General features: G+C 54.2%; 26 protein-coding genes. 11 read left to right on the forward strand and 15 right to left on the reverse strand.

Going from position 1 to position 24,936, the window contains the following annotated elements; genetic code table 11:
* Positions 1-86 precede the first annotated feature (86 nt).
* Positions 87-821: a peptidoglycan meso-diaminopimelic acid protein amidase gene (gene dpaA / locus E2566_RS16405; RefSeq protein WP_107170993.1), complete on the forward strand. Its 735-nt coding sequence runs from the start codon at positions 87-89 to the stop codon at positions 819-821.
* On the opposite strand, the gene E2566_RS16410 is transcribed toward dpaA, so the two are convergent.
* Together E2566_RS16410 and lpcA are read right to left on the reverse strand one after the other, a co-directional pair.
* Positions 792-1,559 (reverse strand): class II glutamine amidotransferase, encoded by a 768-nt coding sequence (locus E2566_RS16410; protein ID WP_107170994.1) that lies wholly within the window; start codon positions 1,557-1,559, stop codon positions 792-794. The genes dpaA and E2566_RS16410 overlap by 30 nt on opposite strands.
* Before the next feature lie 50 nt (positions 1,560-1,609).
* Complete coding sequence (gene lpcA, locus E2566_RS16415) at positions 1,610-2,191, reverse strand: D-sedoheptulose 7-phosphate isomerase (RefSeq protein ID WP_005975726.1); 582 nt, start codon at positions 2,189-2,191, stop codon at positions 1,610-1,612.
* 348 nt (positions 2,192-2,539) lie between these two features.
* On the opposite strand from lpcA, the gene fadE reads away from it, so the two are divergent.
* Positions 2,540-4,987, forward strand: coding sequence for an acyl-CoA dehydrogenase FadE (gene fadE / locus E2566_RS16420; protein WP_107170995.1), 2,448 nt, complete (start codon positions 2,540-2,542; stop codon positions 4,985-4,987).
* Between the two features lie 317 nt (positions 4,988-5,304).
* Complete coding sequence (gene yajD / locus E2566_RS16425) at positions 5,305-5,655, forward strand: HNH nuclease YajD (RefSeq protein WP_010282592.1); 351 nt, start codon at positions 5,305-5,307, stop codon at positions 5,653-5,655.
* Positions 5,656-5,715: 60 nt separating this feature from the next.
* Here the strand turns inward: yajD and mtnK are convergent, their stop codons facing one another.
* Positions 5,716-6,918 carry an S-methyl-5-thioribose kinase gene (gene mtnK / locus E2566_RS16430; RefSeq protein WP_107170996.1) on the reverse strand — a complete coding sequence of 401 codons (1,203 nt, stop codon included), beginning with the start codon at positions 6,916-6,918 and terminating at the stop codon, positions 5,716-5,718.
* A gap of 186 nt (positions 6,919-7,104) precedes the next feature.
* On the opposite strand from mtnK, the gene mtnA reads away from it, so the two are divergent.
* Together mtnA and E2566_RS16440 are read left to right on the forward strand one after the other, a co-directional pair.
* Positions 7,105-8,133 carry an S-methyl-5-thioribose-1-phosphate isomerase gene (gene mtnA / locus E2566_RS16435; protein ID WP_107170997.1) on the forward strand — a complete coding sequence of 343 codons (1,029 nt, stop codon included), beginning with the start codon at positions 7,105-7,107 and terminating at the stop codon, positions 8,131-8,133.
* Positions 8,134-8,663: 530 nt separating this feature from the next.
* A complete protein-coding gene (locus tag E2566_RS16440) occupies positions 8,664-9,119 on the forward strand; it encodes a ribonuclease domain-containing protein (RefSeq protein WP_107170998.1) in 456 nt (151 codons plus the stop codon).
* Between the two features lie 299 nt (positions 9,120-9,418).
* On the opposite strand, the gene E2566_RS16445 is transcribed toward E2566_RS16440, so the two are convergent.
* From E2566_RS16445 to E2566_RS16455, 3 genes are read right to left on the reverse strand one after another with little or no spacing between them, the layout of a single operon-like run.
* A complete protein-coding gene (locus tag E2566_RS16445; RefSeq protein WP_107170999.1) occupies positions 9,419-9,964 on the reverse strand; it encodes a 1,2-dihydroxy-3-keto-5-methylthiopentene dioxygenase in 546 nt (181 codons plus the stop codon).
* Positions 9,961-10,650 (reverse strand): acireductone synthase, encoded by a 690-nt coding sequence (gene mtnC / locus E2566_RS16450; RefSeq protein ID WP_107171000.1) that lies wholly within the window; start codon positions 10,648-10,650, stop codon positions 9,961-9,963. The genes E2566_RS16445 and mtnC overlap by 4 nt, the downstream gene beginning before the upstream one ends.
* Positions 10,647-11,264: a methylthioribulose 1-phosphate dehydratase gene (locus E2566_RS16455; protein ID WP_014916420.1), complete on the reverse strand. Its 618-nt coding sequence runs from the start codon at positions 11,262-11,264 to the stop codon at positions 10,647-10,649. The genes mtnC and E2566_RS16455 overlap by 4 nt, the downstream gene beginning before the upstream one ends.
* Before the next feature lie 188 nt (positions 11,265-11,452).
* Here E2566_RS16455 and E2566_RS16460 point away from each other — a divergent pair, with 188 nt between their 5' ends.
* Both E2566_RS16460 and E2566_RS16465 read left to right on the forward strand, forming a co-directional pair.
* Positions 11,453-12,610, forward strand: a complete 1,158-nt coding sequence (locus E2566_RS16460; RefSeq protein WP_107171001.1) for a pyridoxal phosphate-dependent aminotransferase — start codon at positions 11,453-11,455, stop codon at positions 12,608-12,610.
* The gene (locus E2566_RS16465) at positions 12,598-13,365 is read left to right on the forward strand and encodes an amidohydrolase (RefSeq protein ID WP_107171002.1); all 768 of its coding nucleotides are present in this window, start codon (positions 12,598-12,600) and stop codon (positions 13,363-13,365) included. The genes E2566_RS16460 and E2566_RS16465 overlap by 13 nt, the downstream gene beginning before the upstream one ends.
* A gap of 30 nt (positions 13,366-13,395) precedes the next feature.
* On the opposite strand, the gene hpxK is transcribed toward E2566_RS16465, so the two are convergent.
* From hpxK to E2566_RS16500, 7 genes are all read right to left on the reverse strand, one after another.
* The gene (gene hpxK, locus E2566_RS16470) at positions 13,396-14,658 is read right to left on the reverse strand and encodes an allantoate amidohydrolase (RefSeq protein ID WP_107171003.1); all 1,263 of its coding nucleotides are present in this window, start codon (positions 14,656-14,658) and stop codon (positions 13,396-13,398) included.
* Complete coding sequence (locus E2566_RS16475) at positions 14,655-15,899, reverse strand: pyridoxal-phosphate-dependent aminotransferase family protein (RefSeq protein ID WP_107171004.1); 1,245 nt, start codon at positions 15,897-15,899, stop codon at positions 14,655-14,657. Before E2566_RS16475 ends, hpxK begins: the two co-directional genes overlap by 4 nt.
* 49 nt (positions 15,900-15,948) lie before the next feature.
* Positions 15,949-16,692 carry an amino acid ABC transporter ATP-binding protein gene (locus E2566_RS16480; protein WP_107171005.1) on the reverse strand — a complete coding sequence of 248 codons (744 nt, stop codon included), beginning with the start codon at positions 16,690-16,692 and terminating at the stop codon, positions 15,949-15,951.
* The gene (locus tag E2566_RS16485) at positions 16,673-17,326 is read right to left on the reverse strand and encodes an amino acid ABC transporter permease (RefSeq protein WP_011094998.1); all 654 of its coding nucleotides are present in this window, start codon (positions 17,324-17,326) and stop codon (positions 16,673-16,675) included. The genes E2566_RS16480 and E2566_RS16485 overlap by 20 nt, the downstream gene beginning before the upstream one ends.
* The gene (locus E2566_RS16490) at positions 17,323-17,991 is read right to left on the reverse strand and encodes an amino acid ABC transporter permease (RefSeq protein ID WP_107171006.1); all 669 of its coding nucleotides are present in this window, start codon (positions 17,989-17,991) and stop codon (positions 17,323-17,325) included. The genes E2566_RS16485 and E2566_RS16490 overlap by 4 nt, the downstream gene beginning before the upstream one ends.
* 12 nt (positions 17,992-18,003) lie before the next feature.
* The gene (locus tag E2566_RS16495) at positions 18,004-18,789 is read right to left on the reverse strand and encodes a transporter substrate-binding domain-containing protein (protein WP_107171036.1); all 786 of its coding nucleotides are present in this window, start codon (positions 18,787-18,789) and stop codon (positions 18,004-18,006) included.
* 628 nt (positions 18,790-19,417) lie between these two features.
* Positions 19,418-20,257, reverse strand: coding sequence for a MurR/RpiR family transcriptional regulator (locus tag E2566_RS16500; RefSeq protein ID WP_107171007.1), 840 nt, complete (start codon positions 20,255-20,257; stop codon positions 19,418-19,420).
* 196 nt (positions 20,258-20,453) lie between these two features.
* On the opposite strand from E2566_RS16500, the gene E2566_RS16505 reads away from it, so the two are divergent.
* Genes E2566_RS16505 through hpxZ form a run of 4 tightly spaced genes read left to right on the forward strand, consistent with a single transcriptional unit; the run spans position 20,454 to position 24,174 of the window.
* Positions 20,454-22,040, forward strand: a complete 1,587-nt coding sequence (locus E2566_RS16505; RefSeq protein WP_107171008.1) for a gamma-glutamyltransferase family protein — start codon at positions 20,454-20,456, stop codon at positions 22,038-22,040.
* A gap of 25 nt (positions 22,041-22,065) precedes the next feature.
* Positions 22,066-22,257, forward strand: a complete 192-nt coding sequence (hpxX, locus tag E2566_RS16510; RefSeq protein WP_107171009.1) for an oxalurate catabolism protein HpxX — start codon at positions 22,066-22,068, stop codon at positions 22,255-22,257.
* A complete protein-coding gene (locus E2566_RS16515; protein ID WP_107171010.1) occupies positions 22,254-23,744 on the forward strand; it encodes an AtzE family amidohydrolase in 1,491 nt (496 codons plus the stop codon). Before hpxX ends, E2566_RS16515 begins: the two co-directional genes overlap by 4 nt.
* A 43-nt stretch (positions 23,745-23,787) precedes the next feature.
* Entirely contained in the window at positions 23,788-24,174 is a 387-nt protein-coding gene (hpxZ, locus tag E2566_RS16520) for an oxalurate catabolism protein HpxZ (protein ID WP_107171011.1), read from the forward strand.
* A gap of 38 nt (positions 24,175-24,212) precedes the next feature.
* Here hpxZ and E2566_RS16525 read toward each other — a convergent pair whose 3' ends face one another.
* On the reverse strand, positions 24,213-24,410 hold the full coding sequence (locus E2566_RS16525; protein ID WP_107171012.1) for a hypothetical protein: 198 nt from the start codon (positions 24,408-24,410) through the stop codon (positions 24,213-24,215).
* A 322-nt stretch (positions 24,411-24,732) separates the two neighbouring features.
* Complete coding sequence (locus E2566_RS16530) at positions 24,733-24,906, reverse strand: hypothetical protein (RefSeq protein WP_165800682.1); 174 nt, start codon at positions 24,904-24,906, stop codon at positions 24,733-24,735.
* Positions 24,907-24,936 lie beyond the last annotated feature (30 nt).

Here is a 24,936-nt window from a genome sequence, read left to right on the forward strand (position 1 = left end):
ACGGCTGTCCCAGCGCTTTCGCTAAAACACCAGTAGCGCGACGCGGATGCCGCGTGTAGCAGGCAATTTTATTATCAGGAACCATAATGCAAAAAATCGCGCTGTCGTTTGCGATGTTGTTTTTTTTGCCTTCTCTTGTTGTTACCAGCGCCGCCAGCGAGACTTCGCCGCCGTTAGCGCCGATAGCAAAAGAATTAAAACAGCAATTATTAGGCTCTCCGATCTATATTCAGATCTTTAAAGAAGAGCGAATATTCGAACTTTATGCAAAAGTCGGCAACGAATATCGTTTATTGGAACAATATCCCATTTGTAAATATTCGGGCGGATTAGGGCCAAAACGCGTTGAAGGCGATTTAAAAAGCCCAGAAGGTTTCTATCAGGTCGACTTACGCCAGCTCAAGCCTGACAGCCACTATTACCGCGCGATCAATATCGGTTTCCCTAACGACTATGATAAATCACAGGGATATTCTGGCCGCTATTTAATGATCCACGGCGAATGCGTGTCGGTTGGCTGCTATGCCATGACCAACACCTATATGGATGAGATTTATCGCTATGCCGAAGCGGCGCTACGCAACGGGCAGGCGAAGATTGATATCGCGATCTACCCGTTCCGCATGACGGAACAGAACATGCAGCGCCACCGTAATTCCACCTACGCCAGCTTCTGGAAACAGCTTCAGCCGGGGTACACTTATTTTAATCAGCACAATCAGCCACCGGCCATCACGGTTTTTAACGGACAATACGTCGTTAATCCACCGCTGATGACCAGCCAGCCGACCTTAAAGTATGCGCTCGCCGAAACAAAATAGAACGAATTCACCTGGCATGATCTGATGCCAGGTTTCGTTGCCCGTGAGCGGCTGCGTCGCCAGCACGGTAACAACATCATTGGGTGTTGTCTGCTGCTGGAAATCAATCTCCACATCCTGATCTAACAGCGTCGCTTTGCCGAACGGCGCACGGCGGGTGATCCAGTAGAGTTTGGTTGAGCAATACCCCATCACAAAGCGCCCGTCCGACAACAGCATGTTAAACACGCCTTTCTCCCGCAGGACATCCGCTTGTTTAGCGATATAGCGGAACACCGCAGGCCAGTTACCCGGCGTGCGCGGATAGCGCTCAGACAGTTGGGACAGCAGCCAGCAGAAAGCAAATTCGCTGTCCGTCTGCCCAACTGGGCGAAACATCCCCGTTTTCAGAGTGTTATAACCTTTCAACTGCCCGTTGTGGGCATACGTCCAGTTCCGTCCCCAAAGTTCGCGGGTAAAAGGGTGGGTATTTTCCAGCGCAACCGCGCCGCGATTCGCCTGCCGAATGTGTGAAATTACCGCACACGATTTTATCGGGTAATCCTGCACCAGCCGGGCAATCGGCGAGTTATAGCTTGGCAGCGGATCTTTAAACGTACGACAACCGTTCCCTTCATAAAAGGTGATTCCCCAGCCATCTCGGTGCGGCCCGGTGTTCCCACCGCGTTGTATCAGCCCGGTAAAGCTAAAGCAGATATCCGTCGGTACATTCGCGCTCATCCCCAGCAGTTCACACATCTGACTTCCTACCCTTCCCTTCCTGCCCTTTTAGAGCGTATTAATGCGGCTTACTGATCCGCCATCTCTTTTTCGATCAATTGAATCAGGATGTGAATCGCTTTGATATGGATTTCCTGAATACGGTCGGCATAGCCAAAGTGCGGAACACGAATTTCCACATCGGCCGATCCCGCCATTTTACCGCCGTCTTTCCCGGTCAGCGTAATGACCTTCATGCCTTTCGCTTTTGCCGCCGCAATCGCTTTAATAATATTGCCAGAATTACCGGAAGTAGAAATACCCAGCAGCACATCGCCTTCACGCCCCAGTGATTCAACGTAGCGGGAGAAGACAAAATCGTAGCCAAAATCGTTGCTGACACAGGATAGGTGGCTTGGATCGGAAATCGCAATGGCCGGATAGCCAGGGCGATTTTCACGGTAACGTCCCGTCAGCTCCTCGGCAAAGTGCATAGCATCACAATGCGAGCCACCGTTACCGCAGGAAATCACTTTACCACCCGCTTTAAACGCGTTAGCCAGCAGTACCGCAGCATTTTGAATCGACTGAATGTTCGCATCATCACTCAAGAAATTATTCAGTGTTTCTGCCGCTTCTTTCAGTTCACTACGGATTAAATCCTGATACATGGAATCCTCTCATTTTGTCCGGTGACAGTATCATCTTCTGCCATGCAGTGTAGCGGATCGTACCAACAGCGAGAAGCGCGTAATCACGGGATCGAGAGGAACGCTGATGCCTGTCAGAAAACTCGCGACAGCCGCTTGGTTTGTGAAGTGAGTTGTAATTATGATGTAAACAAATTGATAAAAATAATCAGATAAACTACAACGAATATAAGCAACAGGTCAGACCTCTTACAACATTGACCTATTACGCCTTATTTCACTGATGAAATCGTTCTCGCTTTCCACCGTCGTAAACACGTGGCTAAGGGGGAAAAATCCTTAATTCGATCACTATGCTGGAGACACGTTATGGTTGCTGTCAGTATCCTCCTCCTACTGATTATCATCGGCGCGATGTTTTACCATCGACTCAGTCTGCTGCTCAGCAGCGCCATCCTACTGGCCTACTTCGCGGCCATGTCCGCCATGTTGCTGTGGCCCGTCTGGCTGATGATTCCGCTCGTGATTCTGCTGATTCCGATTACGGTTCCTTCCCTGCGTCAAAAGCTGGTTTCCGCTTCCGCCCTACGCATGTTCCAGAAGGTCATGCCGCCAATGTCGAACACGGAAAAAGAAGCGATCGATGCCGGGACAACCTGGTGGGAAGGCGATCTGTTTCGCGGTGCGCCGGACTGGAAAAAACTGCATAACTACCCGCGTCCGCAACTGACCGCTGAAGAACAAGCATTTATCGACGGGCCAGTTGAAGAAGCCTGTCGGATGGCAAACGACTTTGAAATCACCCATGAACGTGCGGATATTCCGCCGGAACTGTGGGCATTTTTAAAAGAACATCGTTTCTTCGCCATGATCATTAAAAAGCAATATGGCGGTCTGGAATTCTCCGCTTATGCACAAGCGCAGGTGCTGCAAAAACTGGCGGGCGTCTCCAGTATTGTGGCGATCACCGTCGGCGTTCCTAACTCACTCGGCCCCGGCGAACTGCTGCAACATTACGGGACAGAAGCGCAAAAAGATCACTACCTGCCACGTCTGGCACGCGGTCAGGAAGTTCCCTGTTTTGCACTGACCAGCCCGGAAGCCGGTTCTGATGCAGGTTCAATCCCCGATACGGGTATTGTTTGCTATGGCAACTGGCACGGGGAACAGGTCGTGGGCATGCGTCTGACCTGGAATAAACGCTATATCACACTCGCCCCCGTCGCTACCGTACTCGGGCTGGCCTTTAAGCTGTACGATCCCGATCACCTGCTAGGCGATGAGGATGACGTAGGCATTACCTGTGCGTTAATTCCGACGGATACCGACGGCGTTAAAATCGGCCGCCGCCATTTCCCGCTGAACGTGCCATTCCAAAACGGCCCAACGCAGGGTGAGAACATCTTTGTTCCACTGGATTACATCATCGGTGGGGCGAAGATGGCGGGTCAGGGCTGGCGTATGCTGATGGAATGCCTGTCAGTCGGGCGCGGCATTACGCTGCCGTCTAATTCCACCGGCGGGCTGAAATCGATTGCCCTCGGTATTGGTGCTTACGCGCACATCCGCCGCCAGTTCAAAATCTCTATCGGTAAGATGGAAGGCATCGAAGAGCCGCTGGCACGCATCGCGGGAAATGCTTATGTGATGGACGCCGCCGCAACGCTGATTACCAGCGGCATTATGCAGGGTGAAAAACCAGCGGTGCTCTCTGCTATCGTCAAATATCACTGTACCCACCGCGGCCAGCGCAGCGTGCTGGATGCGATGGATATTGCCGGGGGCAAAGGTATCTGTCTCGGCCCGTCCAACTTCCTGGCACGCAGCTATCAGGGTGCACCGATAGCCATCACCGTGGAAGGAGCCAATATCCTGACGCGTAGCATGATTATCTTCGGGCAAGGCGCCATTCGCTGTCATCCTTATGTACTGGAAGAGATGGCAGCCGCACAGGCCAACGATGTGTCACGTTTTGACCGTGCGCTGGTTGGGCACATTGGTCACGTCGGCAGTAACAAAGTGCGCAGCTTCTGGCTTGGCCTGACCAACGGCCTTCTAAGCCGTGCGCCAGTGAACGACAAAACGCGTCATTACTATCAGCAGCTCAACCGACTCAGTGCGAATTTGGCGCTGCTGGCGGATGTGTCGATGGCCGTGCTGGGCGGTAGTCTGAAACGTCGCGAGCGCATCTCGGCGCGTCTGGGGGATATTCTCAGCCAGCTCTACCTGGCTTCCGCTACGCTGAAACGCTATGAGGATGAAGGACGCCAGAAAGCGGATCTCCCGCTGGTGCACTGGGGCGTGCAGGACTGTCTACATCAGGCTGAGCAGGCGCTGGACGATCTGCTGCGTAACTTCCCAAACCGCGTCGTGGCAGGTCTGTTGACTTTCATCATCTTCCCGCTGGGACGGCGTTGCGCTGCGCCGTCCGACCAGCTCGACCATGAGGTCGCCAAGATTTTGCAAACGCCGTCAGAAACACGTAGTCGCCTGGGGCGTGGGCAATATCTGGTTGCCAGCGAACATAACCCTGTCGGGCTGATGGAAGAAGCGTTGTTGGATATCATCGCCGCCGAGCCAATTTACCAACGTCTGTCGAAAGCCAGCGATAAACCGCTGTCATTCATGCGATTGGATCAGTTGGCAGAGCAAGCGCTGGTGGAAGGTCAGATTACCGCAGAAGAAGCGGATATTCTGACCAAAGCCGAAGCCAGCCGCTTGCGCTCTATCAACGTGGATGACTTTGCGTTCGATGCACTGGCCGCCAACAAGCCTAAACCAGTATCGCAGTCAGAAAGAAAAACCGAAGCAGCATAACAGCCTTATTTGCGAAATAGGAACGGTGATAATGGGATAGAAGAGTAAAGCGTCCGCGCCAGGGACAAAGGCGCTAGGAACGCCTTTGAACGTCGCTTGCGACGGCCCTGAAAGGGTGAATCTCAGGGATGAGATTCCTATCCGCGCGGCTCGAGCTTACAGGGATGTACTCGCAGCGTCTTTACGATCTATCCATTATCACCGCTCAACAAGCTTTGTCAGTAAATCCAGCTCGGTTATACCGGCCTGTTCTTTCCTTTAAAGGCACATCAGTTGTAAAATCCACATCACCTTTTCTTCTGAATGAAACCCGACACATGGCTTACATCCCCAAGAACTACGCCAGACTTGAAAGCGGCTACCGCGAAAAAGCGCTCAAGCTTTTCCCGTGGGTGTGTGGTCGTTGTTCACGCGAATTCGTCTATTCCAACTTGCGTGAATTAACCGTTCACCACATCGATCACGATCACAGTAATAACCCGGAAGACGGCAGTAACTGGGAAATGCTGTGTCTCTACTGCCACGACCACGAGCATTCGAAATATACCGATGCAGATATGTACGGCTCGACCGTCGTTGCAGGTGAAGATGCGCAGAAGGATGTTGGTGTTGCCACGCATAACCCTTTCGCGAATTTGCAGGCCATGATGAATAAAGGGAAGAAATAGTCTGTTTACCGCTCCCATCCGGTTCATTGACGGGAGCGGATCTTGAAATTGTGTGGCTAATTAAGCACCGCTCTGCCGTACACGCGCCAGTAGCGCATCCACATCAGCAATATGCGGAGCGGCCAGCACCAACGTCCTGCCCAGCGAAATCGCATGACGCTGACATGCCAGACGCGCTTCCGTCTCCTGAATGCTGTCCAAATCGGCGACATGTGCCAATCCTATCGTGCGGCGAATCAATTCAGTTCCACAGTAACCGATAGCATCCCGCCAAACCTGCTGCAAAAACAACGCGGCATAGCCCGACTCCGCCAGTGACGGATCGCGACTGTCATCTTCGCTTAATGCCAAGAAGCGGGCGGAAAAGGTCTGCCACAGCGTACGAATATCTTCAAGACGCCGTTCACGCCCTGCCGCCGCCTCACGCGGAGCCAACAGCCCCGGCAGGCCGCAATAATTCAGCAGCAAGTTGCCGACAGCGGTGCCGACATCAAACCCCATCGGTCCGTAGAAACCGAATTCAGCATCAATCGCCTTCAGGCGCCCTTCTGCCACAAAGATCGACCCGCTGTGAATGTCACCGTGCAACAGCGCCTCGGCTTTGCTCAGAAAGCGGTGCTTCAGCCCGGCGACCGCCAGCTTCAGCGCTTTATCGTCACGCAGTGCCTGCACATCCTGCGTCAACGCCGCATCAAACTGGTTTCTTTCGTGGTCGATATAAGGGTCGGTAAAAAACAGGTCTTCGGTAATCTGACACAGTTCAGGGTTGGTAAACTGGCTTACCGCCGCTTTCTTCTCATGCGGGTGCTGATAGAAATCAGAAGTATGGAATAACGTTTGTGCCAGATATTCCCCTAGCTGCGCTGCGGCCTGAGGATAATCCGCACCGTTCACCAGCTCGCTGCGCCAGATGCGATGATCGGAAAGATCTTCCTGCACCATCACCGCCAGTTCGGGATCGTGGTACAGCACGGCCACGGTATGCTGAGGACAAAAACGGGCGTGCGTCAGCAAGGTCTCAGCTTCAATACGGGCGCGATCGAGCGTCAGCGGCCAGGATTCCCCGACGCAACGCACATAGGGCAGCGCCTGTTTAACAATCACCTGACTGACACCCGTTTCATCTTTAATTTTAAACACCAGATTCAGATTGCCATCGCCGATCTCTTCTGCGGCTACCAGCGTTTGCGGCTGACTGACACCGCCGTACTGACGGGCATATGCAACAGCGTCATCCGCCGTAAAAGTGCGGTAAAGTGACATTCCAACTCCTCGCTATTCTGAAATCAAACTTATTCTGGAATCAAAACCATTCTGAAATTAAAACTATTCTTAAATTAAAATGTTTCTGGAATTTAAAATACGGACATAAAAACGTTCGGACGTCTATACATCTATTAGGCATCTTGGCAGAATACGAATATCGATGCAACATGGATTTAACGACCTATGCAGACACTTAACACAACGAGCCTGAAAATCGTTGATAACCAATTGTGGATACTTGACCAGCAGGCGCTACCGCAAGAGAAACGCTGGAGCCCTTGCCCGGATGTCGCATCACTGGTTGAGCATATCCAGACGCTACGAGTACGCGGCGCGCCACTCATCGGCCTGTCAGCCAGCCTGCTGCTCGCGCTGCTGGCAGAGAAAGGATTATCACAGGCTGAACTGGCACTGGCGCTGGAGACGCTGCGGGCATCGCGTCCTACCGCCGTCAACCTGATGAACAATTTGGATCGCATGAAACTGGCGCTGGCACAGCCACAGTTTGTCGCAGCGCTGGTGCAGGAAGCCCTACGCTTAGTAGAGGAAGATCGTGCGCTATGTGAACGCATCGCCGATCATGGCGCGGCGTTAGTGAAGCCAAATAGCCGCTTGCTAACCCACTGCAATACCGGCGGGCTGGCAACCGCAGGCATCGGCACCGCCATCGGCGTACTGCTGCGTGCACACCAGCAGGGGAAGGTCACGCAGGTGTGGGTCGATGAGACCCGCCCGCTATTACAGGGCGGACGCCTCACAACCTGGGAGCTAGGCGAGCTGGGTATTCCCTATCATCTGATTTGTGATTCGATGGCCGCCAGCCTGATGGCACAGGGTCAGGTCGATGCAATTTGGGTCGGTGCCGACCGTATCGCGGCCAACGGCGATGTCGCCAATAAGATCGGCACCTACAGTCTGGCAGTGCTCGCGCACTATCACCAGATTCCGTTTTACGTCGCGGCACCGCACACCACGCACGATCCGGCATGCCTAGATGGTCGGGCAATTCCTATCGAACAACGCGCCGCAGCAGAGGTTACCGGAGTTTCCGGCAGCTTCGGCCATTGCCAGTGGGCACCGCAGAACGCTGCCGTCTACAACCCGGCGTTTGATGTCACCCCTGCCGCACTAATCAGCGGCTGGGTACTCGACACTGGCATAATCACCCCACAGGACGTTAAAGAAGGGATATTTCAGAACACACTGAAATAGAAAAATACATTTCAGTCATGTGGCTCTCCTCGGCGTAACTATTCTGTGGGTGAAACAAAGGTCTGTGAGTGAAACAAAGGCCGAGGAGATAATGGGCGTCTGAATGAGCCGCACGGACGCGGCGCAACCAATTCTCCAATATTACCCGGTCTCCACTACTCATTCTGACTTTTAACGTCCAGGTTATCGGCCTCATATAAAGTAAATAAGCTAAAACACACGATGGCAGTCACGGTAGTAAAACCAGTCATACCTTTAGGATACCGCTCCTGAGAGGCGATCAAAATTTTCATTATGTATCAGATTAAAACCATTAAAGGCATTCCTTCCTTATTATTATGCTTATTATTACATGAATGTTTTATAAATTTACATGAGTCATCGGTCACCCCCTATTAATACAGAATATGAATATATAACAGAAACAACAATATAAATAAATCATTGCTATTTAGCTTTATTATTCATCAAAAATGACTATTGTTGATTGAGCAACTTTCTCACTCCATAGCCAACAGAGGAATTAACTCATGCCAATTTTTAAACGTTCAGTCTTGATTAACACTGTAGATTCCAAGCCGACAACCATGAACGCTAAACGTGTAACATGGGGACTATGCCTTATTGCTGCAAGTGCTTTGCTTTCGGCCAATACATACGCAGCGAAAATTCCCGATTGCGGTAAAAATGCGCCGAGCAAGACCCTGCCTACTCCACAAAATAGTGAATATGACGCTTACCGGAACGCGAAGATTAGTGCGGTAGATAAGAATGCAAATAATAAAATATTTAATAATAATGAAAAAATTCTTCCCGCGGCTGGAAAAAACGAAGTTTACTATGAATATTATTTAGGTTATGACGGTACTGGCGGGGCAGGTTCGCATCGTGCAGTACTGCTTGTGAGTATTCCAACAGGGAAACACAAAGTCTTGCAAAGTTATTATACGCAGGATCACTATAAAACGTTCTGCTCACTTCCATAATTAAGAAAAACGGTAGATAAAATCACTTCCACATTACATTTTTAGCACCTAATTTCACATTTAAAAAAGCTAATAATTAATTATAAAAAACACATCACTTGCGATCCTTTAGGTTGAAAGAGGAATAGTAAAGCAAGTACTCATCGATGGTATTTATAATTAGAGTAATTACGAAAATAAATTAGATGGTGAGTTAAATATCGATGTAATCGTTTGATGACAGGGAATTCCCTGTCATCAAACTCAACTCATCATACTTCGATTCGCGTGTGCGCTGGCAGGAGCCAAATACCCGTGTATTAACGCCCCAGCTTCGGATAGGCATCCGCGATCTTATCGCCGGTAAAATGGGCGATCCAGCCTTCTGGATTATCGAACAGACGGATAGCGGTGAAGTGCGGTTCCGGCCCCATATCAAACCAGTGTGCCGTGCCAGCCGGTACAGAGAGCAGATCGTTCTTCTCACACAAAATCTGGTAAATCTTGCCGTTCAGATGCAGACAGAACAGCCCCGCGCCCTCGACAAAAAAGCGCACTTCATCTTCATGGTGAACATGCTCGGATAAAAACTTGGTGCGTAGCTCCGCGCGCTGCGGATTGTCCGAACGCATGCTGATAACATCCCAGCTCTGATAACCTTTTTCTGCCACCAGCTTATCGATTTCATGCTGATAAGCAGACAGCACTTCCTCAGACGACGGCGCGTCGCTCAGCTTCTGGCTGGCTTCCCAGCGCTCAAAACGCACGCCGATGTCGTTCAGCTGTTTCTGAATCGCCTCGGCATCCTGACTTTGCCAAATCGGCTGGCTTGCATCGCTGTCGCTAAAAATGGTTAATCCACTCATTGGGCGTACTCCGGTAAGTCGATCTGGTCAAAACGTGCCACCTGACGGTGGCGGCTTACGCTATCCGCATCATCGCGAATAAGCTGGCAGGTATGCCAGCCGGCTTCCTGTGCGGCATCCAGCTCCTGACGAATGTCCGACAGGAACAACAGTTGCTCAGCAGGCAGTCCGATGGCTTGCGCAATGGTGCGATAAGAATTCGTCTCTCGCTTCGCGCCGACGCGAGTATCGAAATAGTCGCTAAACAGCGCTCGCAGGTCACCCGCGTTGCTGTAACCGAACAGTAGTTGCTGCGCTTCCACCGAGCCTGACGAGTAAACATACAGACGAAGACCTTGCTGCTGCCACGCAGCGAGCTGCTCTGCCACTTCAGGGTACAGGTGCCCCTGAAAATCACCATTACGATAACCCGCGCGCCAGATAATGCCTTGTAGCTGCTTCAGCGCGGTAGATTTACGATCTTCATCCATAAACTGGTGCAACGCGGCAATCAGCACGTCGCTATCCGCATCGGGTTGACCCAGTTCCTGACGCAAGGCGTTCAGTGCCTGTGCGATCTCAGGATCGCTACCGTGTTGCCGCACCGTGTCGGCCAGCCGCTCGCGGGCATAAGGAAACAGCACACGATGGACAAAACGGATGTCGCTGGTAGTCCCTTCAATATCCGTCACAATCGCATTAATCATGCTTTCGCCTCCAACAGTCGGCGCTGCAACTCACACTGAAACAGGAACTCTAATCCTTCAAGATGGCGACGCGCTTCTTTCACCGTCGCACCCCAACAGTAAAGGCCGTGGCCGCGCACCAGAAAGCCGTAGCGGAGCGGCGTGTGGCTGGCGTACTCGGTTACCCGCTGCGCCAGCGCCGGAATATCCTGATCGTTATCGAAAATCGGGATCGCCACACGATCCAAATGGGTAGTTTGCCCCGCCAGCGATTTTTGCATTTCGTAGCCGTGCAGTACCAGCTCAGCGCCCTTCTCTACCCGAGACAGTACCGTGGCATTCACCGAGTGCGTGTGCAGCACCGCACCGATAGTCGGCTCGCGGCGGTAGAGCAGCGTGTGTAGCCCGGTTTCTGCCGACGGCGTACGGCCGCTCGGCACATGGTTTGTGGCAATCTCCACCAGCAGGAAATCCTCTGCCTGAAGGCTGCCTTTATCTTTACCCGATTCGGTAATCAGGCACTGCGCGTCATCAAGGCGTACGGACATATTGCCGCCCGTCGCCGGACACCAGCCTTTTTCGCCGATCCAGTGGCAGGCTGCAAGCAGCGCCGTCAATTGTTGATTTTCAGTCATGAGGCTTCCCGTTTTTGGTTCATTTTTCTCGCTACTTTTCTGGATGCTTTTTGGCGATTTAGATGCTTTTGTTATGGCTTAGTACATAAAAGCATTTAGCCGTTTAAACGTCCAAGCGTCTTGATTGCCAAATACTAACAGCATGTTATATTACCAAGCAATACAGGCTTGCAGGAGTCCTATCCGTTATGAGCGCCGCTCTGATCCCCGACAGTAAACTGCCTTCGCTGGGCACCACCATTTTTACCCAGATGAGTGCGCTGGCCCAACAGCATCAGGCCATCAATCTATCACAAGGTTTCCCTGATTTTGACGGCCCGGACTATTTACAACAGCGGCTGGCGTATCACGTCAGTCAGGGCGCCAACCAATATGCGCCAATGACCGGCGTCGCGCCGCTGCGTCAGGCCATTGCTGAAAAAACGGAAGAACTGTACGGCTGGCGGCCGGATGCCGATAGCGAAGTGACCGTCACGGCGGGTGCGACTGAAGCGCTGTTTGCCGCCATTGCCGCGCTGGTACGTCCCGGCGACGAAGTGATTTGTTTCGATCCCAGCTATGACAGCTATGCGCCTGCCGTTACGCTGGCCGGCGGCGTACTCAAACGCATCGCCTTGCAGCCGCCCGCGTTTCGCGTCGACTGGTCGCACTTTGCCAATTTGCTGAGCGATCGAACCCGGCTGGTCATTCTGAATACGCCGCATAATCCGTCTGCCACCGTCTGGCAGAAGGCGGATTTCGAGCAACTGTGGCAGGCGATTGCCGCACGTAACATCTTCGTGTTGAGTGATGAAGTCTACGAGCATATCTGCTTTGATAGTGAAGGACACGCCAGCGTGCTGGCACATCCGTCGCTGCGCCAACGCGCTATCGCCGTTTCATCATTTGGCAAAACGTTCCACATGACCGGCTGGAAAGTCGGTTATTGCGTTGCGCCAGCGGCGCTGAGTGCTGAAGTCCGTAAGGTGCACCAGTATCTGACGTTCTCCGTGAATACGCCCGCCCAGTTTGCCATTGCCGATATGCTGCGTGAACAGCCGCAACACTGGCGTGAACTGCCCGATTTTTACCGTGCACGCCGCGATCGCTTTATCAAAGCGCTGGCAGGGAGTCGTTTCGAGATTCTGCCCTGTGAAGGCACCTATTTCTTGCTGGCGGACTATCGGGCGATTTCCGATCTGGACGATGTCAGCTTCTGCCGCTGGCTGACCGAACACGTTGGCGTCGCCGCCATTCCGCTGTCCGTCTTTTGCGCCGATCCGTTCCCACACACGTTGATTCGACTATGCTTTGCTAAACAGGAAGCAACGTTAGATGCCGCTGCGGAGCGTTTATGTCGACTTTAAAGATTTCATTACTGCAACAGCCGCTGGTCTGGCGCGATGGGGAAGCCAATCTGCGCCACTTCGATACCTTGTTGGCGGAAATGAACGGACGCGATCTGATTGTCCTGCCGGAGATGTTCACCACCGGCTTTGCGATGGAAGCCGCCAAAGGCAGCCTGGAACAATCAGCCGTCGAGGCGTGGCTGCATCAATGGGCGAAAAAGACCAATGCGCTAATCGGCGGCAGCGTCGCGGTAAATACGCCAAAAGGCGCGGTGAACCGCTTCCTGTTAGTCGATCCACACGGCGAGGTGTATCACTACGATAAACGCCACCTGTTCCGCATGGCGGATGAGCACCACCACTATCAGGCTGGAACAGAGCGAACGACTCTTGAGTGGCGCGGCTGGCGCATCTGCCCGATGATCTGCTATGACCTGCGTTTCCCGGTATGGTCGCGCAATCGACAGGATTACGATCTGGCGCTATATGTCGCCAACTGGCCAGCACCACGAGCCGCACACTGGCAAACGCTGCTGGCGGCGCGCGCCATTGAGAATCAGGCCTACGTGGCAGGCTGCAACCGCGTCGGCACCGACGGCAACGGCCACAGCTACCGCGGCGATAGCCTGATTATTAATGCTCAAGGGGAAATTCTGGCCTCTGCCGCTCCCAACCAGCCCGCCCGACTGGACGCCGAGCTATCGCTGGAAGCGCTGCAAAGCTACCGGGAATCCTTCCCCGCCTGGCGCGACGCCGATCGGTTTACGCTGTAACAACGTCCGCTATAGTCGTTGCGGTGGGCGTTACCGTGCTGATGCGTGATGGAACACCATCTGATAAAACGCCCGTAGCGCCAGCGCTACATCTGCCGCGATAACAGATTCGTCGGGATGATGGCTGATACCACCGCGACAGCGGACAAAGAGCATCGCCACTGGCCAGCGTTCGGCGATAGCGATGGCATCGTGCCCCGCACCGCTCGGCAGCATCAGCGTTTTCCCCTGCACCTGCGTCACTGCCTCGTTTAATGCCGACTGCAACGCGGGATCGCAGCGGGTTGCCGCAATACGATAATACTCTTCGGCGCTGAACTGGCAGCGGCGCTGGCGCGCGATATCCTGTGCCAGCGTCAGGAGTTTTTGTAGCAATGCATCCAGCGGCGCATCCTCCGGTCCGCGAATATCCAGCGTCATCTTTACTTCACCGGGGATCACGTTCGCCGCCCCCGGTAAACACTGCAACGACCCAAACGTAGCGACCAGATGAGGATCGCTTTCCCGCGTCACCCGTTCTGCCTGCGCCATCCAGTCAGCGGCCGCTGCCAGCGCATCCTGCCGCTGCGTCATCGGCACCGTTCCGGCATGCCCCGCCAGACCGAGAAACGTGCAGTTGAGCCGCCGCGCCCCGTTGATTGCCGTAACCACGCCCAGTGCCAAATCCTGCTGCTCCAGGCACGGTCCCTGCTCGATGTGCAATTCCAGATAAGCGACGATGTCACTGACCGGACGTGCCGCCTGCGCCACCTCAAGCGGATCGAGCCCCGCAATGGTCAACGCCTGCGCCACGCTGGTGCCCTCGGCATCCTCGCATGCCAGCCAGTTTTCCGGCCAGGTACCTGTCAAACCTCGGCTTCCCAGCAGGGTAATGCCAAAACGCGTACCTTCTTCATCACCGAAGCCGACGATCTCCAGCGCCACGGGCAATCGGATTCCCTGCTGATGAAACGTACGTACCACTTCAATCGCCGTTAATACGCCCAGCATGCCGTCATAGCGTCCGGCATTCCGCACCGTGTCCAGATGCGAACCCAGCAGCAGCGCCGGTGCATCCGGCGTCAGCCCGTCATAGCGACCGCAAATATTGCCCACGCTATCCTGCCAGACGTTCATCCCCGCTTCGCGCATCCACTCCCCCACCAGCCTATTGGCGCGCAGGTGTTCCAGCGACAGATAGACGCGGGTCAGTTGGCCGGGCGTTTCGCTAATTTCAGCCAGCACATCGCAGCGCGACATAATCTGTTCAGCGGCAGTCTGTGCAGCAGCGAGCGACAGTAAAGGTTCACTCATGCACGATCCTCATTTACCGCGTAGCTGTTCCAGGCAGCCTGCAAGGCCTCGCCTTGCACTGTCTTGAATCCAAGGCGATTAAGTACCGCCTCCAGCGCCGTTAATGTTTGCATCACGCAGTCTTTACGTGCGTTGTAACCCATGGTGCCGATGCGCCAGATTTTGCCCTGAAGCGGGCCGAACGAGGTACCGATCTCAATCGCGAAATCTTCCAACAGCAGCTTACGCACCTGCTCGCCGTGAATGCCGTCAGGAATCACCACGCCCAGTACGTTATTCATTTTGTGGTTGAGATCGCCAAAGGTTTCCAGTCCCATTCCCTGAATTCCCGCCACCAGCGCATTACCGTGCAGCGCATGGCGAGTAATACTGCGATCCAACCCTTCTTCGAGGATCACCCGCGCGCACTCGCGGGCGGCGAACAACATGCTCGTCGCTTCAGTGTGGTGGTTCAGGCGCTCCGGCCCCCAGTAATCCATCACCATCCCAAGATCGAAATAGTTGGAATAGATCATCTCATCGTCGCCATCCTGATGTGCGTCGGTTCTGATCCCCTGTTCGACGCATTTACGGCGACGGATCACCGCTTCCATCTGCGGGCTTAGCGTGATCGGTGAACTGCCAGACGGCCCGCCCAGACATTTCTGTAATCCGGCGGAAACGGCATCCAAACCCCATTTATCGGTTTCCAGCGGATTACCGCCGAAAGACGCCGTGGCATCGGTGTAGAACAGCACGCCGTGGCGGCGGCAAATCTCACCCAGTTCCTCCAGCGGTTGCAGCATGGTAGTGGACGTGTCGCCCTGCACCGTCAGCAACAGACGCGGACGCACCGTTTTGATCGCCTCTTCGATCTGGTCAGGTGAGAACACCTCCCCCCACGGCACGTCGATAGTATGAACCTCGGCACGACAGCGGCGGGCAATCTCACACAGCAAATGACCAAAACGGCCAAACACCGGTACCAGCACCTTATCGCCAGGGCGGATCGCCGACAGTAGGATCGCTTCGATACCCGCACGTGAGGTGCCGTCCACCAGCATCGTCCAGCGGTTTTCCGTACGGAAAAGCTGACGATAGAGCGCCATAACCTGATTCATATAATGGGTCATCGCGGGGTCATATTGACCAACCAACTGGCTGGCCATGGCCCGTAATACGCGCGGATCGGCATTGATCGGCCCCGGCCCCATCAGTAAACGATGAGGGGGATTAATTTGCGCGTACAGTTCGCTGCTCATGGTTATTGCTCCAGACTTTTATTTCGACTTACACACTCGGAAAGCGTCATTACGCTTCCGATAATCCTCGGACCGAGGCGATAAACTGTTTCAGTTCGCGGGTCTGCGGGTTAGCGAACAGCGTTTTGCTGTCTCCCTGCTCCCAGACCGTCCCCTGATGCATAAACACCACGCGGTCACCTACTTCACGGGCAAAATTCATTTCATGCGTCACCAGAATCAACGTCATACCTTCTGCGGCAAGCTGTTCCAGCACCTTCAACACTTCACCGACGAGTTCAGGATCGAGTGCCGACGTAATTTCGTCACACAGCAGGACTTTTGGGTTCATCGCTAATGCACGGGCAATGGCGACTCGCTGCTGCTGACCGCCCGACAGATTGGCGGGATAATAATGAAGGCGTTCGCCCAAACCGACCTTGTTGAGCATCTGTTCGCCCAACGCCTGACACTCCGCCGCACTTTTACCCAGCACGCGGCGCGGTGCCAACATCACGTTTTCCAGCGCCGTCATGTGCGGAAACAGATTGAAATTCTGGAACACCATCCCGACCGAGCGGCTGATTTCCCGCGCCTGCGAATCCCTGTCGGTGACGGTCATCCCGCCCAGCTTGATGCTGCCATCCTGATACCCTTCCAGACCGTTCATGCAGCGCAGTAATGTGCTCTTACCCGAACCGCTGCGCCCAATGATCGAAATGACTTCGCCCATTTCAATATCCAGATCCACCCCTTTCAGGACATGGTTCTGGCCGTAATATTTTTGAACCTGATTAATGGTGATGAGCGGCATTGAATTTCTTCTCCAGATAGCGGCTGTAGTAAGAGAGCGGATAGCACATCAGGAAATAGCCCAGCGCCACCAATCCGAACACTTTAAACGGCTGATAGGTCACGTTATTCAACATGGTTCCCGCTTTGGTCAGTTCGATAAATCCGATGATCGATGCCAGCGCAGTGCCTTTGATCACCTGCACAGAGAACCCAACGGTAGGCGCGATGGCGATACGCATCGCCTGCGGTGCAATCACCCGATAGAGCGTCTGACCGAAATCCAGTCCGAGACAGCGTGAAGCTTCCCACTGCCCTTTCGGCAAGGCTTCCACGCTGCCGCACCAGATATCCACCAGAAAGGCGCTGGTAAACAGCGTCAGCGCGAGTGCCGCCGCCGTCCACGGACTGACATCAATACCGAACAGCGCAAGACCGAAGAACGCCAGAAACAGCTGCATCAACAGCGGTGTACCCTGAAAGAGCTCGGAATACAGATGGACAAAGCGCGTAGCCCATTTGCGTTTGGTCAATCGCAGCAGCATGAGCGGAAACGTCACCAGCGCCCCGCCGATGAAGGCCGTCAGCGACAACAGCAGCGTCCAACGCGCCGCCAGCAACAGGTTGCGCACAATATCCCAGTCGGTAAATGTCATGATTGCTGACTCCCTAAGAAACGCCGGCCCGCCAGCAGTAAGAGTTGCCGCATCAGAACAGACAGCACGAGGTAACACAGCGTGGTCGCCAGATACACTTCAAAGCTCAGGAACGTACGGGACTGAATCAGGTTGGCGGCGAAGGTCAGTTCCTCGTAGGAAACCTGCGACACCACCGACGATCCCAGCATGACGATGATGCACTGGCTGACCAGCGCTGGATAAATCCGCTGGAGCGCAGGCGGCAAAATCACGCGCAGAAAAGTCTGCACTCGCGTCAGCCCCAGTACGCGAGCAGCTTCCCACTGGCCTTTCGGCGTCACCTGAATCCCCGCACGGATAATCTCCGTGCTGTATGCGCCAAGATTAATCAACATCGCTAACAACGCAGCCTCCCCGGCCGTCAGCTTCCAACCCAGACTCGGCAAACCGAAGACGATAAAGAACAGTTGAACCACAAACGGCGTATTGCGGATCAGCTCGACGTAGAGCCCCCATAGCCGACTCAGCAGTGTGGGCTTGCCGCTACGCAAGGCCGCACCACAGATACCGATGGCGATGCCGCCAAGGGTTGCCATTACTGTCAGCTCAATGGTGACCCACAGCCCCGCCAGCAGCTCAGGCCAGAACGGCAACAGTGCGGAAAAATTAAGCTGATAGGTCATGGCGCGCTCCCGTTACGCTTTGATGCTGGCTGGCAGTGGTGCTTTCAGCCATTTTTCCGATAGGCTATTAAGCGTATCGTCTTTCAGCGCCTGTTCGATCAACGCATCGACTTTCGCTTTCAGCGCAGGCTCATCTTTCTTCAGCCCGATGTAGCACGGCGAATCTTTCAGCATAAACTTCGCGACAGGGGCTTTCGTTGGGTTCTGCTCGGTGATAGCGGCGACAACCAAATTACCCGTGGCAACAAACTCCACTTGCCCTGACAGATACGCCGACAGCGTGGTGTTGTTATCCTCGTAGCGCTTAATCTGTGCGGCCTTCGGTGCCGTTTCCGTCAGAACCATATCTTCCACCGCACCACGCGTGACGCCAATGCTCTTCCCTTCCAGCGCTTCTGACGAGGCTAACGCGCTGTCTTTCGGTCCAAATACGCCCAGAAAGAACGGCGCATAAGCGCGACTAAAATCGATCACTTTTTCACGCTCGGCGTTTTTGCCCAAGCTGGAGATCACCAGATCGACCTTGTTGGTTTGCAGATACGGCACGCGGTTGGCGCTGGTTACTGGAACCAGTTGCAACTTTAGTTTCATCTCTTTCGCCAGATAGCGAGCGATATCGATATCATAACCCTGCGGTTGCAGATCGGTGCCTACCGATCCAAACGGTGGGAAATCCTGCGGTACCGCGACACGCAGCACACCGCGTTTCTCGATATCCTGCAACTGATCGGCCATCGCGTTACCGGCCTGAACCAGTAACATTGCCGCGCCCATCACCGCCAGTAACCCTTTTTTGATGCCCAGTTTATTGATCAACATCGTCTCTGCCCCCGGTTAGTATAATTGAAACGAAAGATTCTTTAAAAACAAAAATTGAAACCATCGTTGCAGATATTAAGCAAGGAGCATGCCAGATTGAATTCGTACTCTTGGCGATGAGGAACAACGTAGAAGGTCAGGGAATTGTGCTGAAATATGGCAGTGGGACATGAAATATTGGTGAACAGTTTCGGGCGCGATTGCAGAGAGATAATTTATGCAACTCATGCACCACGCCCGAGTCTTCTGTTTTTTATGCCTTATTCGCGTAAAAAATTGCGCAGAGGTGAGCATGACCGCCGGATGAGCGGCATGGACGCCGCGAAAGTCAGCGCCGCGCAGGGAGCGCGTCGCTGGCGGTCCGTGTTGCGGCCATGAACGCCGAAGGTACCGCGAAGCGGCGCAATTTCGCGAAAAAAGCCTGGGTTCATAGGGCAAGCGGCGTTTGAGCTGCCCTATGTCGGGCGTGGTGCTATGTCACAAAAATAATCCAGTGCTATCACGCCCGAAACAATCCACGTGACTACATGACAGATAAGCGCATTAGGAATCTAAACACTCACTTTAACGCATCATTTCGGTGCAACAGCACCACACTAACGCACCATTAGCGTTGCTCAAGCTCATCCAGTTCACCATAAAGATCCGCGATCTGGTGGATGCGCTGGCGTCCATCTCGTAGCATTTCATGCAATAACGCGTTGCTGATCACATTCACTAAACTCATCGCGGATGAATAACTATCAAATGCCGAGACGCTGTCCAGCGGGACGCACAGCGACCAGGTTGCCAGTGATATCAACGCACTGGCCTGCGGTTCACACAGCAGCAGCACGGGCACGCCGCGTTTTTGCAGTTGTACCAGCAACGGCTGAACCAAGCGTGGACGGCGGCGAAAAGCCACCACAATCACGACATCCTGCGCCGTGAGATCGACCAGCTCTTCGGATAGCGTCTGCCCCGGCTGTGCCAATAGCGTGACCTGTTGGCGAATCTGAAGCAGCTGTTGGCGCAGGTGCAGCGCGACCGGATAGCTGTTGCGTAGCCCAATCAGGCACAGGCGTTGCGCCTGCATCAACGCCTGAATCACCGCGCCAAACTGTACGGGGTCAATCTGGTTTATCCACTGCGTCAGGTTCGCCATTTCCTGTTTGTAATGCCGTGCCAGCAGCGTATTCCCCTGCACCGCATCACGGTTATCCGCCAGCGGCATCCCACTCTGGCGCAACGTTCTCAGTTCATCGCGCATATCACGGTAACTGGGGTAGCCCAACCGCTTGAACAAGCGGCTGACGGTCGCTTTGGAGACACCGCTCAGCCGCGCCAGCTCGGCGCTGTTGTAGCTGATCAGATCGTCAAAGTGATCGAAGATGAAATCCGCGACGCGCTGTTCCTGCGGTGAAAGCTCGCTATAGCGATCCCGTAATCGTTCATCTATCTGCATCATCGTCTCTCGTCCATTGCGCGTGCTGTAACGTTTGTTTCATTGCGCAGAACATAGCACAGGATTGTCAGGATGATATAGCCACGCCTTCCGGCACACATATGGACTTCCCATCGCACCGAAAAACTGGAACGCCGTTTGCTTATAGCTAGGGTTAATAGAGCAACTCACACTACCCTACATAAAAAGGAATATCGAAATGATGCAAAGTAATACCGCCCCGCTGGGCATGGCGGTGGCACCTCATCATTTAGCCAGCGCAAGCGCATTGGCCGTTCTGCGTGAAGGCGGGAATGCTATTGAAGCCATGGTCGCGGCGGCGGCAACCATTGCCGTGGCCTACCCACATATGAACGGGATCGGCGGTGACGGCTTCTGGCTGATTGTGCCACCGCGCGGTGAACCCGTTGCTATTGATGCCAGCGGCGCTGCGGGGTCATTGGCATGCCGTGAACGCTATCGGGGTGAAAGCCGCATCCCGCATCGCGGCCCGAAAGCGGCGCTGACGGTCGCGGGCACCGTCGGTGGCTGGCAGGAAGCGTTAGCATTCTCTCAAGAACTGGGAGGAGAACCGTTGCCGCTCGCTCGCTTACTGTCTGACGCGATTCGCTATGCGGCCGACGGAATTCCCGTCACACAATCGCAGGAAGATGCGCTCACTCAGCGCTATCACGAACTGAGCGATTTTCCAGCCTTTAGCCAACTCTTTATGCCGCAGGGGAATATCCCGCGTGCAGGCAGCCGTTTCACGCAGTCCGATTTAGCCGATACCTTAACGACGCTGAGCATTGAAGGGCTGGACAGTTTTTATCGCGGCTCCGTCGCCGCCCGTCTCGCAGCACAGATGACGCTGCTCGGGATGCCGTTGACGGCTGACGATCTGGCGAACTACCGCGCCAAGCGAACAACGCCGCTGGTGTTGAAACACAGTAAAGGCGATATCTACAACCTCGCGCCGCCAACGCAGGGTCTGGTATCCCTCGCGATACTCGGCCTGACCGATCATTTAGAAATGGAAGATCTGAGCGATAGCCAGACGATCCACCGTATTGTCGAATCAACCAAGCTGGCATTTGGCCTGCGTGACCGCTTCATTACCGACCCCAAGCTGATGACGCAAAATGTTCAGGCGCTGCTGGAAAATGATGCGCTTGGAGCACTGGCGCGACAGGTCGATACGCGAAAAGCCGCATCGTGGGGAGAAGGCAAAGGCCCCGGCGATACCGTCTGGATGGGCGTATGCGACAGCAGCGGTCTGTGCGTCTCTTTCATTCAAAGCATTTACCATGAATTCGGCAGCGGTGTTGTACTACCGGGAACCGGCGTGCTCTGGCAAAACCGCGGTGCCTCGTTCAGTCTCGATCCTGCACACCTATTAGCGTTGGAGCCGGGCAAACAGCCTTTTCATACCCTAAACCCCGCCGCTGCACGTCTGTCCGACGGACGAACGATGGTCTACGGATCGATGGGCGGAGACGGACAACCGCAGACACAGGCGGCCATCTTTATCCGCCACGTCCAGCAAGGGCTGCCGCTGCAACAGGCGATTACCGCTCCACGCTGGCTACTGGGCCGCACCTGGGGACAGTCCTCCGACACGCTGAAGATCGAAGACCGCTTTAAACCCGCCACCGTGGATGCACTGCGTCAATTAGGCCATGACGTCGAGCTGTTGAGCAGCTTTAGCGAAACCGTCGGTCACGCGGGTGCCATCGTGCGCCACACCAACGGCATGCTGGAAGGCGCTTTCGATCCACGCAGCAACGGCAGTGCGGCAGGCTTCTAGCCCTACTTAACTCGGAGAAAACAGAATGGCAATGATCGAACAAGACGCGCTGGCAGCCTATCTGCAACAGATGGAAACGCTACTGGCGCTGCAACTTAGTCAGGAGCGGCGTCAGGAACTGTTAGTGCAATTCAGCCGCATCCATGCGATGGCACAGCCGTTGATGGCATTCCCGCTCGATGAACATCAGGAGATTGCAGGGGTGTATACGTTATGAGTTTATACGCCAAACGCACGTCCTCACCATTATCCATCCGGCAGATTCAGCAAGGCTTGCAGGCGGGAACGTTCTCCGCCAAAGAGCTTGCACAGCAGGCACTAGACGCGATTGGGCAGAACAACCCCACGATTAATGCCTATACCCATGTCACCAGCGAACGCATGTTGGCGGAAGCAGAGCGTATCGACGCATACCGCCAACGCGGAGAAGCCTTACCCGCGTTGGCCGGTGTGCCTTATGCCGTCAAGAACCTGTTTGATGTCAGCGGTGAAACCACGCTGGCGGGAGCCGAACTTCTCAGCCAACGCCCCGCCGCTGCGCAGGATGCCTTTGCCATCCGTCAGCTTGCCAGTCAAGGCGCACTGCTATCCGGCATGTTGAATATGGACGCCTATGCCTACGGCTTTACCACCGAAAACAGCCATTACGGCCCCACACGTAATCCGCTCGACACGCAGCGTATTGCCGGCGGGTCGTCTGGCGGATCGGCGTCAGCCGTCGCCGCAGGACTGGTTAACTTTACACTGGGCAGCGACACGAATGGCTCTATCCGCGTGCCGTCGTCGCTCTGCGGCATTTTCGGGCTGAAGCCGACATTTGGCCGTTTATCACGCCACGGTAGCCACCCGTTTGTCGCCAGCCTCGACCACATCGGCCCGCTGGCACGTAGCGCAGACGATCTGGCATTAGTATTCGATGCCTTACGAGGTCGCGATGAACACGATCGTTTTCAGGCCAAGAGGGAAACGCAGCATACCGCCGCACAGTTGGAAGCAGGCAGCGACGGACTGCGCTATGCGGTGCTTGGTGGCTACTTTTCCACATGGAGTAGCGAGGAGGCAAAAACCGCCGTCAGTCAGATCGCACAAGCGCTGGGCGCACAGAGCAGCCTGACACTCACCGATGCCGCACTGGCGCGCAGCGCTGCCTTTATTCTGTCGGCCAGCGAAGGCGGGAACCAGTATTTGCCTGACTTACGTACTCAACCTGAACGCTTCGAGCCACTATCACGCGAGCGGTTGCTGGCTGGCGCGATGATCCCCGCCGCCTGGTATGTACAAGCACAGCGCTTCCGTAACTATTTTCGTCACCAGACGCTGGCGCTGTTTGAACACACCGATCTGCTGATCGCCCCCGCAACCCCCTGCTCTGCCACGCTGATTGGTCAGGAAACCATGCGCATTAATGATACCGACCTGCCCGTGCGCGCCAATATGGGCATGCTGACACAGCCAATCTCCTTCGTCGGACTACCGGTCGTGACGGTACCCGTGGCAACCGCCAGCGGCCTGCCGATAGGTATTCAGATTATTGCCGCGCCGTGGCGCGAGGATCTTTGTTTGCGGACGGCGTGGGCGCTTGAGCAGCAGGGCATCACGTATACCCGTCATACTTCAAGTTGCATGTGCGTTGGCTGCGCTCAGTCACCCGAATCACTTACCAGTGTAAGCTCATCGGGACTCCCTCCCTTGCCGCCTGCCTGAAACTCGAATTATTTAGGGTATATACCTTATGAGGAAAGAAAATATGTTGCCTGAAGATATTAACCAGCCGGATGTGCTGGCCGACGTGACCGCTGCGTTCTATCGCTATGAGAAAGCCTTAACGGGTAATGACGTTGCGGTACTGGATGAACTGTTCTGGCACGATGAAAAAACGGTGCGCTACGGTGCGGGAGAAAATCTGTACGGGATCGAGGAAATCCGTGCCTTTCGCCTCGCTCGCCCCTCTTCCGGTCTGGACAGAACCCTGCGTAATACGGTCATCACCACCTACGGCCATGATATGGCTGTCGCCAGTACCGAATTCACCCGCACAGGCAGCACGAAAGTTGGCCGCCAAATGCAAACCTGGGTAAAAATGCCCAAAGGCTGGCGCGTTGTCGCCGCCCACGTCAGCCTGATGAACGAATGACAATAAAAGACACAAACGATCCGCATGTAGCGTTTGTGTCAGTTGTCAGCCATCGATTTATCTGCTTGTTTCGGTGCGTCTGAAGCCAAATAATATTTGCCATCAATAAGCACATATTCACCTGAAGTCAGCTTACGCTCGATCACCTCACGCGCCGCCATTTGCAGCTTTTTCCCCAAGGCGAAAAATGCCTGTTCCTGAAGACTTAACGTCGTAATATCGTGTGAGGATGACATAGCTTCTCCTATCTGAACCAAGTCGATTAAATGACTGCATACCTGGGATACGAATGTTAAATCTGCTTTTCCCTGCTAACCCCAGTAAGCCATCATATAAATCCGTGAGATCAATTTTCCTTTTCCCCGAAAGGTCGGGGGCGGCGCACCAATAGTAAGCACCCGATCGGGAAACATTGTAGTGGTCAAAAATTGCTCTGGCAACCGATGTAATCACCTTTAGAATTTGCCCAGAATTGAGCTCAACATGCCGATAAGCTTCCAAATGCCCTTGATTCTCAACTTTATCAAAAGCCACCGTCCAAAGACCCGACTGGGGCATTTAAAAACCAGGTATGTTATGTTTCTCATCAATCCCTTTATTAAGCAATTCGTCCGCTGACTGGAGTTTCTGGAAACCAATGGCATATACCATGCCACCAACGATAAACTGACGCATGAGCAACTCACCATTCCCTGTATAGTCTTCGAAATCATGGTATTCCCAAGTGACCACGTTTAGCTTTTCCTTAGCAGAAATCAGATG

The organism is Pectobacterium punjabense, from assembly GCF_012427845.1.
GTDB classification, from domain to species: Bacteria; Pseudomonadota; Gammaproteobacteria; order Enterobacterales; family Enterobacteriaceae; genus Pectobacterium; species Pectobacterium punjabense.